Origin of the sequence: Variovorax sp. EL159 (assembly GCF_900100965.1) — a bacterium.
Taxonomy (GTDB): domain Bacteria; phylum Pseudomonadota; class Gammaproteobacteria; order Burkholderiales; family Burkholderiaceae_C; genus Variovorax.
Genome location: NZ_FMUJ01000007.1, coordinates 17,690 through 33,155, shown reverse-complemented (window position 1 = coordinate 33,155; position 15,466 = coordinate 17,690). Strand labels below are relative to the sequence as shown.

Sequence of the window (15,466 nt, the reverse complement as noted above, 5' to 3'; positions counted from 1 at the left end):
CCAAATGTATCGGGAAGTATGCAAGCCTCCAAGGACAACGGCTAGGGGCTGAAGCGACAATCGGGGGCATGAGCACCCCGTTCCGCATTGCGCCTTCCATCCTGTCCGCCGACTTCGCGCACCTCGGCCAAGAACTGACCGACGTGATCGCGGCCGGTGCCGACTGGATCCATTTCGACGTGATGGACAACCATTACGTGCCGAACCTGACCTTCGGGCCGATGATCTGCCAGGCACTCAAGCCCTACGCCAAGAAGGCGGACGGCACGCCGGTGCCGGTCGATGTGCACCTGATGATCCAGCCAGTCGACGCATTGGCGGCCTCGTTCGCGCAAGCAGGCGCTGACTACATCAGCTTCCACCCCGACGCATCGCCGCACACGCACCGCAGCATCCAGGCCATCAAGCACGCTGGCTGCAAGGCCGGGCTGGTGTTCAACCCCGGCCTCGGGCTCGAGGCGCTGGACTGGGCCATCGACGACATCGACCTGATCCTCATCATGAGCGTCAACCCCGGCTTCGGCGGCCAGAGCTTCATCGACTCGGCCCTGCGCAAGATCGAACTCGCGCGCAAGCGCATCGAGCAGAGCGGGCGCGACATCCGCCTCGAAGTCGATGGCGGCATCAAGGCCGACAACATCGCGCGCGTGGCCTCGGCCGGCGCCGACACCTTCGTGGCGGGCAGCGCGATCTTCAATGCCAAGGACTACGGCGCCGTGATCGCCGACATGCGCAAGCAGCTGGCCGGCATCAGCGCCTAGGTTCGGGCGCTGCCTGGGGCGGGGCGTGTGCATTCGCCCCCTGACGAGAGGCCTTCGTTGCGGCCCGTCCCTTTTTGCCCGCTGCCGGGCCAATGGCGTCTTTGCGCGCAGGGAGAGGGCTCCGCAATAATCCCCGCATGTCCTCCGATCCTTTTGCCGGCGCGGCCACCGACAGCCTGCGCATCCACACCTTCGCCTCGCTGAACCCCGGCCCGCGCCTGCTCGTGATCGGCGGCGTACACGGCGACGAAACCTGCGGCACCGAAGGCATCGCGCGCATCCTGGCCGAGTTCGATGCCGGCACGCTGCAACTGCAACGCGGCGAACTGACGCTGGTGCCCATCGCCAACCCGCTTGCACGCCGGCGCCTGCAGCGCGAGGGCGAACGCAACCTCAATCGCCTGTTTCGCCCGAGCGACGACCCCGCCGACTACGAAGCCCGCGTCACCAACCGCCTGGCCCCGGTGATCGCGCGCCACGAAGTGCTGCTCGACCTGCACTCCTTCCAGAGCGAGGGCGAGGCCTTCGCGATGATCGGCCCGCGCGACAACACCGGCACGCTGGAGCCCTTTGCCCGTTCGTATGAAGAAGGCCAGCTCGCGCTGCACATCGGCACGCCCATCGTGGTGGAAGGCTGGCTCGACATCTACGCAGCCGGCCTCGCGCAGCGCGCGGGCGGTGCGCCGGCCGACGAGGCGGCGATCGACTTCGGCCGCGGCACCAACGAATACATCCGCAGCTGCGGCGGCTACGGCGTCACGCTCGAATGCGGCCAGCACCAGGACCCCGAGGCGCCCGAGGTCGCGTGGCGCGCCATCCGCCGCACGCTCGCGCTGCTCGGCATGGCCCCGCTGCCACCGGGCCTGGCGGGCGCGCCGGCCCAGCCGCCCAAGCTGCTGCGCCTGGCCAGCGTGACCGATCGGCTGCACGAAGACGATAGCTTCGTGCGCGACTGGGCCACCTTCGACGAAGTGCTGCGCGGCGAGCCCATCGGCATGCGCCACGACGGCACGATGCTGAACGCGCCGGACGACGGCTTCATCGTGTTCCCGAACGCGATGGCGCTGCCGGGTGCCGAGTGGTTCTACTTCGCGCATCCGAGCGAGCGCGAGCTGGGGCCGGTGGCTGGCGCGGCCTGAAGCCGGGCCACTGCAACGCAACAAGCAAACATCGGCCCGTATCGCTCCCTCCCCCGCTGGGGGAGGGTTGGGGTGGGGGCACGACGGCTTCCATAAAAAGCGCGGCGTCTGATCGAAGGCCTGCCCCCATCCCAGCCTTCCCCCAGCGGGGGAAGGAGAAACTCCCGCTACTGCAGCACTTCTTCCGTCGTCACGTCAAAACGCTGCAGCGTGTTCGCACCGAACACCATCGTGATCGGCACGTCGGCCGCGTCGCGGCCGCGCGCCAGCACCACGCGGCCGATGCGTGGCGTGTTGTGGCGTGCATCGAAGGTGTGCCAGCGGTTGCCCAGGTACACCTCGAACCACGCGCTGAAGTCCATCGGATAGCGCACCGGCGGAATGCCGATGTCGCCGAGGTAGCCGGTCACGTAGCGCGCCGGGATGTTCATGCAGCGGCACAGCGTGATCGCCAGGTGCGCGAAGTCGCGGCACACGCCCGTGCCCTCGCGAAAGCCTTCGAGTGCCGTGCGCGTGGCGCGTGCCTTCTGGTAGTCGAAGCGCAGGTGCCGGTGCACGAAGTCGCAGATCGCCTGCACGCGCGGCCAGCCCGGCGTCACGTTTGAAAAGTTCGCCCAGGCGAACTGCAGCAACTCGCTGTCGACCTCGCAATAGCGGCTGGGCAGCACGAAGGGCAAGGTCGATGCCGGCAGGTCGGCCGCCGCGTGCTCGATGGCGCCCAGGTCCACGGGGTCGGGCCAGCCGGTGTCGTACACCACCGCATGGTTGCGCAGCCGCACGCTGCTCACGCCCGCGGGCACGTGCACGCGGGCGCACTGGTTGTCGAAGGCGTCCTTGTAGTGGTCGGTCACCAGCGGCGGGCTGATGGTGATGTGCTCGCCGCCCTGCAGGTCGGCGGTGCGCGACGGATGCACCTGCAGCATGTAGATCAACGCCGTGGGGGCGGTGACGCCGAGCTCGATATCGAAGCCGATCCTGATCTGCATTGCGTTCTTTCTTTCTTTGTTCCCTGGGGGGCGTCCGGGTGATTGCGCCCGGTGCGCGAGACACGGTGAAGACAGCAAGCACGATTGGTGCCGTGTGTCGCCCCGTGCCATCTTGCGGCCCATGCTATGCGCGTGCCCGGTGCCACCGGCGCGGCCAGGATGCCCGAAGCCGCGTAGGCCGCCGCGATGCGCTGTCGGCGCGTTCCTACCGCGCGCCCGCTTGTTCTCCCACGCAGGGGGGAGGGCGGCCACTACGGATGGCGGCCCGCGCGAAACATAACCTTGCATTTCGCTTGCGACCTTGCACCCACCCTGCACCCGCGAGCGAAACCCGAGACATCGCGACACCCGCGACAGCCCATCTGCCTGCTTGCCTGCCCGTCTGTCTGCTTCCTAGGAGGGAACCATGGAGATTTCATCGCTTTTCGACTCGCTCACCACCGCATGGGGCGACGAGATCCTCGTCTGGGCCGTTGCCGCCGTCGCGGGTTGCATCTGCCTGATCGCGCTGGTGAATGTGCTCGACCTGTTCCTCGACGGCAACGAAGCGGGCTGAGTGCCCACCCCATGAAAGATTCCAGGTCCACGATGACGCCACAGAACAAGGCCGCCGCAGGCCGCCGCGCCGGCACCAAGGCGGGCGACGGCAGCAACGCCAAGCAGCAGCAGCTCGAAGGCTTCACCGTCGAGCATCCGCCGACCCTGACCACCAACCAGGGCCTGCAGATACCGGACAACCACAACTCGCTGAAGGCCGGCGTGCGCGGGCCCACGCTGCTCGAAGACTTCATCCTGCGCGAGAAGATCACGCACTTCGACCACGAGCGCATTCCCGAGCGCGCCGTGCATGCGCGCGGCTCGGCGGCGCATGGCTACTTCCATGTCTACAAGTCGATGTCGCAGTTCACCTGCGCCGACTTTCTTCAGGACCCGGACGCGAAGACGCCCGTTTTCGTGCGCTTCTCGACCGTGGCCGGCTCGCGCGGATCGGCCGACACGGTGCGCGACGTGCGCGGCTTCGCCGTCAAGTTCTACACGCGCGAAGGCAACTACGACCTCGTGGGCAACAACATCCCGGTGTTCTTCATCCAGGACGCGATGAAGTTCCCCGACCTCATCCACGCCGTCAAGCCCGAGCCGCACCACGAGATGCCGCAGGCCGCGAGCGCGCACGACACCTTCTGGGACTTCGCCTCGCTCATGCCCGAGAGCACCCACATGCTGATGTGGGCCATGAGCGACCGCGCCATTCCGCGCAGCCTTCGCATGATGGAAGGCTTCGGCGTGCACACCTTCCGCTTCATCAACAGCCGTGGCGAAAGCCACTTCGTGAAGTTCCACTGGAAGCCCAAGCTCGGCGTCCACGGCCTGCTGTGGGACGAAGCACAGAAGATCGCCGGCAAGGACGCCGACTTTCATCGCCGCGACCTGTGGGAAGCCATCGAGAACGGCGACTTCCCTGAATGGGAGCTCGGCGTGCAGATCGTTCCGCAAGACAAGGAGCATTCGCTCGGCTTCGACCTGCTCGACCCCACCAAGCTCATTCCCGAAGAAATGGTGCCCGTGCAGAAGATCGGCAAGCTGGTGCTCAACCGCAACCCCGACAACTTCTTCGCCGAGACCGAGCAGGTGGCCTTTCATCCGGGCCACGTGGTGCCCGGCATCGACTTCAGCAACGACCCGCTGCTGCAGGGGCGCCTGTTCTCGTACACCGACACGCAGATCTCGCGCCTGGGCGGTGCCAACTTTCACGAGCTGCCGATCAACAAGGCCGTGTGCCCGTTCCACAACATGCAGCGCGACGGCATGCACCGCCAGACCATCGCGCGCGGCCAGGTGGCTTACGAGCCCAACACGCTGGGCAGCGGCGGTGCGGAGTTCCGTGTCGATGGCGGCAGCAACGGCTTCCAGTCGTTCCCCGAAGAGATCGATCCACCGAAGGTGCGCAGGCGCAGCCCGTCCTTCGACGATCACTTCACGCAGGCGCGCCTGTTCTTCAACAGCCAGAGCGCGGCCGAGAAGGAGCACATCGTCGCGGCCTTCCGCTTCGAGTTGTCGAAGCTCGAGGTGCCGGCCATTCGCCAGCGCATGGTCGACAACCTCGCGCACGTCGACGAGAAGCTCGCGCGCCGCGTGGCCGAGCCGCTCGGCATCGGCGAGCCCGATGCCAAGGCGGCAGCCGGCCGCGCGGGCTTTCGCGACCATCGCATCGCGCTGCCGATCGACGAGTCGCCAGCGCTGAGCATGGCCGACACCGGCGACGGCTCCATCCGCACACGCAAGATCGCGATCCTCGTGGCCGATGGCGTCGACTCGGCCTCGCTCAAGCCGATCCGCGATGCGCTCGAACAGGCCGGCGCGCAATGCAAGGTGGTGGGCCCCAGGCTCGGCACCGTGGCCAGCGCGTCCAGGCGGCAGATCGATGTCGACATGACCTTCGCCAACACGCCCTCGGTGATGTTCGACGCGGTGCTCGTGCCGGCCGGCACCGACAGCGCCGCCGCGCTCGCGGCCATCGGCGACGCGGTGCACTTCGTGCTGGAGGCCTACAAGCACTGCAAGGCGATCTGCACGGTGGGCGAGGGCGTGCAGTTGTTGTCCACGCTGGGCATCGTGGCGGATTCCGATGCGCCCGCGGGCGTCGTCGTCGCGGCCACGCCGGTGACCAACCTGGGCGATGCAACCGCGGCAACGCAGATCGCGCACGACTTCATCGCGGCGATCGCAAAGCACCGCCATTGGGACCGCGCCAACATCGATGCGGTGCCGGCGTAAGCACGGGCGCAAGGGCTCCACCGGAACCCGGTAGTCCTTTTGCGCTAGACCGTATTGCGAATAGGCGCGGCCAGAGCCCGCTCCTAGACTTTCCCCACGAGGCCTGAACGGCGCGCACTTTCGACGCGCCGGCCGCCCGCTTCCGGCGGGCGCACGGGCCGCGCGCGGGGGTCCAATGGCGTGGTTATCGAGATGGGGATGGGAACGCCCTGCGCGTGATCGTGCGGGGGTCGCAAGAGCTCTCGGTCTTGCAGGCATTCTTCTCCTGGGCTTCGGCCCTTCGGCAATGGCACAGCCGCAGCAGGGGACGAGCGCCGAGGCCGCCGCCGACCGCATGGAGCAGGCGCGGCTGGCCGACATCGACACCTTGCTGGCACTGACCAGCGAGGGCGCCGTGCTCTATGGGCAGGACGCGGTCAAGCTCTCGGGCTACCAGTACTGCAGCCAGGCCGTCGCACTGGCCGAGGCCGGCGAGTTTCGCCAGAGCGTGCGTGCCGCCAGCAAGGCGCTGCACCTGGCCAACGCCACCAACGATCCGAACCTGATGGCGATGGCCAATCGCGACCTCGCCATCGTCTACAGCTACTCGGGCCAGCTCGAGAAGGCGGAAGAATTCGCACGCGAAGCGCTCAAGCATCCGGCACGCGACCCCAAGCTGGTCGTCGGCCCGGTGCAGAAGGTGATCGGCGACGTGCGCACGCGGCGCGGCGATTTCTCGGGTGCCGTGCTCAGCTATGACGAGGCGCTGGCCAACAGCTCGCCGCGCTATGCGCCGCTGGTGCAGGCCTCGCTGGTCAATGCGCTGATCGAATCGGGCGATGCGGTGCGCGCACGTGAAGTGCTCGGCACCATGGCACCGCCCAAGGACGCACCGCTCACCGCGCAGCTCGACCGCACCCGCGCGCGCCTGCTGCTGGCCGAGAACAAGCCGGCCGAGGCACGCGATGCCTACCGCGCGCTCACCGCGCGGCAGGTCGGCGTCGACACCGAGTACTACCGCCTCTGGGCCTGGGACGGCGTGGCGCGCAGCGAACTCGCGCTTGGCGAGAAGCAGGCCGCGGCCGAAGCCGTGGGCCGTGCGCTCGGCGACGTGGACCACGTGCGCGCCAAGTTCCGCAGCGAAGAATTCAAGATGGGCCTGTTCTCGGACCTGCAGACCGTGTTCGAGCGCGGCGTGTCGATCTACAGCGACGCGGGCGATGCGCGGCAGGCCTTCGAGGTCAGCGAGCACAGCCGCTCGCGCGCGCTGCTCGATGCGGTGCGCGGCCGCGCGAAGATCAACGACCAGGCCGCCAACACCGTCGACCTCGCCACGCTGCAGCGCACGCTGGCGCCCGACGAGCGCGTGGTGCAGTTCCATTCGCTGCCCGACCGGCTGGTGGTGTGGGTCGTGAGCGCGGGTGACATCACCGAGAAGACGGTGGCGGTGAAGCGCGACGACCTCAACGAGCTGGTCGAGACTTTCCGCAACTCCATCGTGCGCGGCCGCCGCACGGCCATCACCAACGCCGACAAGCTGGGCGCCGCGCTGCTCGGGCCGCTCGGGCTGGCGCCGGGGCAGCGGCTGATCGTCGTGCCGCACGGGCCGCTGCACTACCTGCCGTTCCAGGCGCTGCGCCTGGATGGCCGCTACGTGATCGAGACGCACCCGGTGTCGGTGGCGCCTTCGATCAGCATCGCCGTGCAGCTGGCGCAGCGCACGCCGCGCGTGAACGCATCGCTGGTGGCCTTCGGCAATCCGCGCATCGAAGACAAGTACGACCTGCCCGGCGCCGAGTCCGAGGTGAAGCAGCTCGCGCAGATCTTTCCGCGCAACAGCGTGTACATGGGCGCGGCCGCCACCAAGACGCAGTTCCGCGACGTGGCCTCGCGCTCTCCGCTGATGCACGTCGCGGCGCATGCGGAGGCCGATGCGGTCGACCCGCTCTACTCGCGCATCCTGCTGGCCAACGAGGGCGGCAAGCAGAACTTCCTGGAGGCGCACGAGATCCTCGGGCTGCCGATGGACGGCACCGCACTCGTGACCTTGTCGGCCTGTGAATCGGGGCTGGGGCGCATCGCGCAGGGGGACGAGGTGCTGGGCTTCACGCGCTCCTTCCTGTCGGCCGGCAGCTCCAGCCTGATCGCCTCGCTGTGGCCGGTGTCGGACGACGCAACGGCCGTGCTGATGAGCACGCTCTATGGCGAGCTGGCCAAGGGCCGCGACATCCAGAAGGCCATGCAGGCCGGGCAACTCGCCGTGTTGAAGGACCCCAAGATGTCCCACCCCTTCTTCTGGGCGCCGTTCAACCTGATCGGCAACTGGCGTCTCACGGTGGGTGGCTGACATGCAAGTCCGCCAACGCCCCACGCCGATCGCCTTTGCGGTCACCGCACTGGTCGGTGCAGCCTTGTTCGTCGCAGCCCAACGCACGCACGCGGGCGAGGCTGAAGCCGGTGCCACTGCGCTCCTGCCGACCGCCGACCCCTGCGGCACCTGCGACCGGCCGCTGGCGCAGGCCACCGGCACCGTCGCGCCGCAGAGCCTGCCCGCACCGCCGCAACCCGCTGCCGCGGCCGCCGGCTCCTTCAAGCTCAACGACCTGCGCCTCAATGGCGTCAAGGCACTGAGCAACGAGGAACTGCAGGCGATCACCACGCCCTACATCGGCCGCAACGTCACGCTCGGCGACCTCGAAGAACTCGCCAAGGCCATCACCGCCCGCTACAAGGAGCGCGGCTACTTCCTCGCGCAAGCCGTGGTGCCGGTGCAGACCGTGCGCGACGGCATCGTCGAGATCAGCGTCATCGAAGGTCGCCTCGGCAAGGTCGACGTGGTGGTCGCGCCCGATGCGCCCATCAGCGAGGCGCGCGTGCGCGGCTTTCTCGCACCACTGCAGCCCGGCGAAGCCGTGAGCGCGCCCGACTACGAACGCGCGATGCTGCTGCTGTCGGACCAGCCCGGTGTCAAGGTGTCGTCGGGCCTGCAGGAAGGCACGCAGGCCGGCACCACCGACCTGTCGGTCGAAGTGGCCGCCGCGCCGCGCTGGGCCTTCACGGCCGAAGCCGACAACCACGGCACCAAGGAATCGGGGCGCTACCGCGCAGGCGGCACGGCGCGTTGGCTCAGCCCCTTCGGCATCGGCGACAACCTCGACATGCGCCTGATGGTGTCCAACGGCAATGCGCTGCAGTTCGGCCGCGTTTCGTACGAGGCGCCGATTGGCACCAGCGGGCTGCGCGCGGGCATCGGCCTGTCGCGCGTGAGCTATGAGCTTGGCGGCCAGTTCTCCGAACTCGATGCACGCGGCCGCGCCAACGTGCTCGACTTTTCGCTCAACTACCCGCTGATCCGGCAGCGGCAGCAGAACCTGTTCCTGCGCCTGGGCATCGACGTGAAAGACCTGACCGACGAACTGCGCGCGGTCGACTTCACCTCGAAGAAGCGCGTGAACGGCCTGAGCCTGGGCTGGACGTGGGAACGCCGCGACGAACTGCTGGGCGGCGGCTACTGGGCCAGCTCGGGCACGCTGTACCACGGCAACCTCTCGATCAAGGACGGCGAGAGCCGCGAGTTCGACCAGAGCATCACGGGCCACCACACCGCGGGCGGCTTCACCAAGCTCAGCTTCCAGCTCTCGCGCCTGCAGGCCATCGTGCCGCGCCATTCGCTCTACCTCTCGCTCGGCGGCCAGTGGGCCAGCAAGAACCTCGACGCGTCGGAAAAATTGGCGCTCGGCGGTGCGCGCGCCGTGCGTGCCTACCCTTCGGGCGAACTGCTGGTCGACCAGGGCCTGATCGGCACGGTCGAATGGCGTTGGTCGGTCAACGACGAACTCACGCCCTTCCTGTTCTACGACGCGGCGCGCGGAAAGATCGTGCGCAACCCCACGCCCTTCGATGGCGTCAACAGCCACAGCCTGCGCGGCTATGGCATCGGCCTGAGCTGGTCACGGCCGGGCAATTTCTCGATCAACGCGACGCTCGCCTGGCGCGCCGGCACGCCGGCCGCGCAGACCGATGGCGGCGGCCGCAACCCGAGGCTGTACGTGCAGCTCGTCAAGGCGTTCTGACCATGAAGCAACGCAACAAGCTCCTGCCGCTGCGCCCCCTGGCGCTGTCGTTGATCTGCGCGGGCCTGGCACCGGCCATGGCCCAGGTGCTGCCGGTCATTTCTCCGTTCCCCGGCGCCATCCTGGGCAACGTGACGGTCATGCAGAACGGCGGGGTGATGACCATCAACCAGCCGCTGCAACGCGGCATCGTCAACTGGCAGACCTTTTCCATCGGCCCCGGCGGCGTGGTCAACATCGCGCAGCCGAGCACCGCGGCCGTGCTGCTCAACCGGGTGGTGGGCGATGGCTTGAGCATCCAGGCGTCCCGCATCGACGGCACGCTGCGGACCTACCTTGCGAGCAACCCGAACCTGCCGGGCGGCAGCGTGTTCCTCATCAACCCGAGCGGCATCGTGTTCGGCAATGGCGCGTCGGTGAACGTGGGCGGGCTGGTGGCGTCGACCCTGAAGATCACCGACGACAACTTCATGCCCGCCGGATCGGAGAACAAGGCCTTCGGCAAGAACGACCAGCTGATCTTCGTGAGCGACACGGCGAACAGCGTCGCGCAGGTGAAGCTGGAGGCCGGTGCGACGATCACCGCCTCGCCGGGCGGCACCGTGGCGCTGCTCGGCGGCTCGGTGCGCAACGAGGGCAACATCAACGTTGCGCGTGGCTCGGTGGGCCTGGTGTCGGCCAGCAAGGTCACGATGAACCTGGACTTCGACGGCGACGGGCTCACGACCTTCAAGGTGCCGGTGGACGGGCAGACCACCTTCAAGCTCGCCGACCTGCAGGCCAGCGACCCGACGGCAACGGCGCAGCTCATGAACGTCGGGAGCACCGACAAGAGCAACAAGCAGTGGGGCGTCGTCTCGGCCGATGGCGGCCGCGTGGTGCTGATGGCCGCGGCGGCGGACACCGACGCGCGGCAACTGGTCGTGAGCCAGACCGGCGTGGTCCGCGCACGTTCGCTGTCCACGCGCAACGGCGAGATCGTGCTCGACGCGGGCCAGTCGAAGGTGGGCTCCAACGAGATGCTGCTCGGCGGAACGCTGGATGCCAGCGGCACCGACGCAGGCGTGGCCGGCGGCAGCATCACCGCGCAGGCCGACTATGTGCGCCTGACCGGCACCGCCGATGCCGGCGGCAGCCAGGGAGGCAAGATCCAGGTGACGGGTGTCAACGCGGTGAGCATGTCGCCCGACGCCCTGTGGAGCGCGAACGCGACGGGCGCGAATGGTGCCGGCGGCACGGTCGGGTTCAGTGCCGACTTCGTGCACGTCTCGGGCCAGGTCCAGGCGCGCGGCGTGGGCAGCGGCGCCGGCGGCACCGTCACCACGAGTGCCCGGCAGCTGGAGATCAGCGACCAGGCGAAGATCGACGCGGCAGGCGGCGCCACGGGCGCCAACGGCGTCTGGGTCGCCAATTCCAACAGCACGCTCAACGTGGACAGCACCACGCCGGCCTACGACCCGTCGAGCTACGCGCAGAACACGGCGGACACGCGCGTGAGCACCAGTGCCATCGGCTACACGCTGGGCCGCTCGACCGACGTCACCTTGCGCAACAGCGCCAGCGCCATCGAAGGCAGCGCGCCCGACGTGATCTTCGTGGGCGGCACCAGCATCGTGAAGTCCGAAGGGCGCGACGCGCGGCTGACGGTCGATTCGCAGCGCAACATCGAGATGTTCTCGGGATCGTCGATCCAGTCGAATTTCGGCGCGCTGCATGTGGACTTCGACGCCAACGCGGACAAGGGCACGTCGGGTGGCGCGATCGTTCTTTCGGGTGCCAACATCGCCACCAACGGCGGCAACATCCGCTTCTACGGGCAGCGCGATCCGGTTGCGGGGTATGCGGTCGGCGGCACGGCGGATTCAGACGGCGGCCCGCACGTCGCGCTGGCGGGCGTCACGCTGTCCGACAGCCAGCTCTCGACCTGCGCGATGGCATCGGGCACCTGCGGCGGCGCGGGCGCCATCAGCCTGCGCGGGCAGGGCACCAGCAACTCTGCTGGCGGCGACCCCAACTACTACGTGAGCGCGGGCGGCGTGCTCATGGCGGGCGGCAGCCTGACCACGGGCGCCGGCAACATCGCCATCGTGGGGCAGGGCGCCATCGGCGCGGCCGGCGTGGAAATGCGCGTCACCGACGGCGGCAGCCCAGTGCTGCGCACGGGCACGGGCGACGTGTCGATAGTCGGCAGCTCGCGCAGCTGGACGGCGGCCGATCCGGCCGTGGTCTACGCCAGTGAAATCACCCCCAACGACAGCAGCGGCGCGCCCACCGTGGTGACGGGGCTCAACACCGGCGTGTCGCTGAGCGGCACGGTCATCGTGGCGGGCGGGCGTGTGGGCATCGACGGCACGGGCGGCAACCTGCAGGATCTTTCCGCCGACCCCGGCTTCGTTCGCGCGGCGAGCGTCGCCAACAACGGCAACGGCGTGAGCTACGGCTCGGGCGACGGGGTGGCCATCTCGGGCGGCAGCATCGTGGCCGGCAAGGGCCAGCAGGTGTCGGTCGCGGGCACGGCGGGCGGCAAGAGCTTCCAGGTCGATGGCCAGGGCGCCGTGACGATGGGCTCCGACCCCAGCGCCGTGACGATCAGCGTCGGGGGCAGCGGAGGCATCTTTGCCGAAGGCGGCCGGATCGCCATCGACGGCCGTGGCGGCGACGTGTCCGTGACGCGCGGTTTCGGCAACAGCGACTTTCCGCTGCCGGTGAGCACCGCGATGCTCGACGTATCGAGCAGTACCGGGGCAGGCGGCACGGTCGCGATCACCGGGCGCAACGTGCTGGTCGACGACGTCTATACCGTTCCCACCATCGACGCGAGCGGCGCGGGCAAGGCCGGCAGCATCGACATCGAGGCCACCAACGTGATCGCCATCGGCGCCAAGGCAGGCCTGGCCGCCAATGCCAGTTCGGCGACGGGCGACGGCGGCTCGGTGCGCGTGATTGCCGGCGACACGCTGCGCGCCTACGGCAGCCTCGCGGCGCGCGGGGGCAGCGCGGGCGGCAATGGCGGCACCGTCGAAACCTCGGCGCCGCACTTCGACCTGTCGGGTGTGCGCGTCGATGCATCGGCGCCGGTGGGCACCGCGGGCACCTGGCTGATCGACCCCTTCGACGTCACCATCGCGCATGGCAACGGGCCGGGTTCGTTACCCACCAACCCCTTTGTTCCGGTGATGAACTCGACCATCCAGGACGGCGACATCAACGCGGCGCTCGACAAGGGCACCAGCGTGACCATCACCACCGGCACCGCGGGCACGAGCCCGGGCAACATCAACTTCGACAGCGGCGTCGTGGTCGAGCGCACCGCCGGCACCACGCCGATCACGTTCCGGCTCGATGCCAACAACGGCATCGGCCAGAACCCGCCGCCGTGCCCCAGCTTCCCCTGCAGCCCGTTCGTGCCGACGGTCATCCGGTCGACCACCGGGCCGCTCGACGTGGTCTTCAACGCCAAGGGCGTCGGCGGTGGCTTCAGCAACGGCATCGTGTACAGCGGGCAGATCCTGACCGACGGCGGCAACGTCACGATGAATGCCGACGCCACCAGCACGGGCAACCGCGCCATCCAGCTGAACAACACGACGATCGACACGCGCATCACGGCGCTGGGCGATGCGGGCCCCGGCGGCTTCGTGCAGATCACCGGCAAGCGCGAGGCGCCCACCTTCTCGACCACCGGCGCGACGGTCGAGTTCAACGGCGTCAACATCCAGAGCAGCACGGGCAACGTGGCCATCTCGGGCATCGGCGTGCAGGGCGCGGGCGTGCGCATTGCCGACGGCACGGCACCGAGCCAGATCCTCACGACCAGCGGCGACATCCAGATCGTCGGCGTCGGCAGTGCGCCGACGACCAGCTTCGGCACGACGACCGTGCAGAGCGTGGAGCTGAACGACGCGCTGGTGCGCAGCGTCGACGGCAACATCGCCATTCGCGGGCTGGCAACGGCCGGCCCCGCCGGCGACACCTCGGGCGGCGTGCTGATCGCCAACAACGCATTGGTCACGACGCTCGGCGTGGGCAACATCGACATCGCCGGCGAATCGCAGTCGGGCGGCGCGGGCCTCACCATCGCGCCGACGGGGCGTGTCGACGGCAACCGCAATGTGGTGCTGCGCGCGAGCAATGGCGGTGCAGTCGATGCGCTGGTGATCGGCGGCACGGTGCGCGCGGGCAACGTGCTCGACCTGCGCCCCGGCGGCGTGGATGCCACGGGCAATGCGGTGGACCGCACGGCGAACCCCATCACGCTGGGCGGCACGGCGGCCACGGGCTTCGCGGTGTCGGCGGACGAGTTCACGCGGCTCAATGCGCCCACCATCGTGGCCGGCAGCAACGCGCACGCGGCGGACATCAACGTGGTCGGGCCGTTGTCGCTGTCTTCGGCGCTCACATTGGAGAACGGTGGCGGCGGCAACATCCACCTGGGCGGCGCGGTCACGGTACCGACGCTCGGGTTGCTGTCGCGCGGCGACATCACGCAGGCCGCCAACGCACCCATTACCGCCACCACGCTGATGGCGCGCTCGACCGGTGGCAACGTGCTGCTCGACCAGGCGCCGAACAACGTCAGCGCGGCCACGGTCGGTGGCGGCGCGGCGGGGGCCTTCCGCTATGTCGATGTCGACACGGTGCAACTGGGGTCGGTCTCGGTCGTCGGATTCGATGCGGCCGGCAATGCGCCGCAGGTCGAGGCGGCCACTTCGATGGCGGCCGACACGGTGTTCGTGCGCACGCTGACGGGCGACCTGCTGCTGGGCACCAACGTGAGCAGCACGAACGGCACCGACCTTGTGGCGGGTTCACGGTTCCAGAACCTCGGTGCGTACACGATCGGCGGTGCGCCATGGCGCGTGTGGGCCGACACGTGGGTCGGCGAAACGCGCGGCGGGCTGCTGGGCTCGGGGCTGTACCCGAACCTGTACCACTGCGCGTACCTGGGGCTGTGCTCGGTGAACATTCCCGCGGGCGCCAACCACTTCATCTATGCGCAGCAGCCAACGGCCACGGTGCTGATCGGCAGCGTGAGCCGGCCGTTCGGTTATCCGAACCCACTGTTCAGCTACACCATCGGCGGGTTGATCCTTGGCGACACGGGGGCGGGCTTCGCGGGTGTCGTCGGTTCGCCTGCGGTGCCGTCGAGCCCGCTGGGCGCGTACCCGATCAACGGCACCTTCACCTCGGCCGAAGGCTATGCGGTCAACGTGGTGCCGGGCACGCTGCTGGTTTCGGGGCTGCCGAACCTGCCGCGCCCCGATGTGCTGCGCGACCTGCCGAGCACCTGGCTGTACGACCGCAACATCGGGCCGGCGCCGATCTGCTACGCAACCGGGCCGCTGGAAGGCGACCGCGCGGCGCAAGGAGGCGATGTGTTGGCGCGCGAGTGGTCGCGTGTGCGGTCTCGGCCCAATCTTTCGAGTTGCGTGGATACGGAGAAGCGGAACGGGTGTTCGGACTTCTGAGGAAGTTTGCTGTTTGTCTTGAGCTTTGTTCGGGGCGCGTGCACAGGGCATCGGGTACTCCCCTCCGCGAATGTCCCCCGGGGCTGCGCCCCTCCTCCTTTATTTCGCTGCGGGGAGCACCCGATGCCCTGTGCACAAGAGACGCTGCCGTTGTGCTCGCCGATCAATGACCACTCTGAACGACGCCCACGCTGGCGGGGTGCCTTGCGCAGCGAAATAAAGGAGGAGGCCGCAGGCCGGGGGACATTCGCGGAGCAAGGCACCCCGTCGGCGTGAGCGCCGCCC

General features: G+C 68.7%; 8 protein-coding genes. 7 read left to right on the top strand and 1 reads right to left on the bottom strand.

Annotated features, from left to right (window positions below):
• Window positions 1-68 precede the first annotated feature (68 nt).
• Entirely contained in the window at window positions 69-761 is a 693-nt protein-coding gene (rpe, locus tag BLQ28_RS25955; protein WP_093246213.1) for a ribulose-phosphate 3-epimerase, read from the top strand.
• 137 nt (window positions 762-898) lie between these two features.
• Window positions 899-1,900, top strand: coding sequence for a succinylglutamate desuccinylase/aspartoacylase family protein (locus BLQ28_RS25950; RefSeq protein WP_093246212.1), 1,002 nt, complete (start codon window positions 899-901; stop codon window positions 1,898-1,900).
• A 167-nt stretch (window positions 1,901-2,067) separates the two neighbouring features.
• Here BLQ28_RS25950 and BLQ28_RS25945 read toward each other — a convergent pair whose 3' ends face one another.
• Window positions 2,068-2,886 carry a transglutaminase-like domain-containing protein gene (locus BLQ28_RS25945; protein ID WP_093246211.1) on the bottom strand — a complete coding sequence of 273 codons (819 nt, stop codon included), beginning with the start codon at window positions 2,884-2,886 and terminating at the stop codon, window positions 2,068-2,070.
• Between the two features lie 406 nt (window positions 2,887-3,292).
• Here BLQ28_RS25945 and BLQ28_RS33090 point away from each other — a divergent pair, with 406 nt between their 5' ends.
• The 5 genes from BLQ28_RS33090 (at window position 3,293) to BLQ28_RS25925 (ending at window position 15,181) form a co-directional block, all read left to right on the top strand.
• On the top strand, window positions 3,293-3,442 hold the full coding sequence (locus tag BLQ28_RS33090) for a hypothetical protein (protein WP_176801230.1): 150 nt from the start codon (window positions 3,293-3,295) through the stop codon (window positions 3,440-3,442).
• A gap of 32 nt (window positions 3,443-3,474) precedes the next feature.
• Window positions 3,475-5,661 (top strand): catalase HPII, encoded by a 2,187-nt coding sequence (katE, locus tag BLQ28_RS25940; protein ID WP_093246210.1) that lies wholly within the window; start codon window positions 3,475-3,477, stop codon window positions 5,659-5,661.
• Window positions 5,662-5,947: 286 nt separating this feature from the next.
• Window positions 5,948-7,987 carry a CHAT domain-containing protein gene (locus tag BLQ28_RS25935; RefSeq protein WP_256327463.1) on the top strand — a complete coding sequence of 680 codons (2,040 nt, stop codon included), beginning with the start codon at window positions 5,948-5,950 and terminating at the stop codon, window positions 7,985-7,987.
• 1 nt (window position 7,988) lies between these two features.
• Entirely contained in the window at window positions 7,989-9,713 is a 1,725-nt protein-coding gene (locus tag BLQ28_RS25930; RefSeq protein WP_093246208.1) for a ShlB/FhaC/HecB family hemolysin secretion/activation protein, read from the top strand.
• A 2-nt stretch (window positions 9,714-9,715) separates the two neighbouring features.
• The gene (locus tag BLQ28_RS25925; protein ID WP_093246207.1) at window positions 9,716-15,181 is read left to right on the top strand and encodes a two-partner secretion domain-containing protein; all 5,466 of its coding nucleotides are present in this window, start codon (window positions 9,716-9,718) and stop codon (window positions 15,179-15,181) included.
• The last annotated feature ends 285 nt before the right edge of the window (window positions 15,182-15,466 follow it).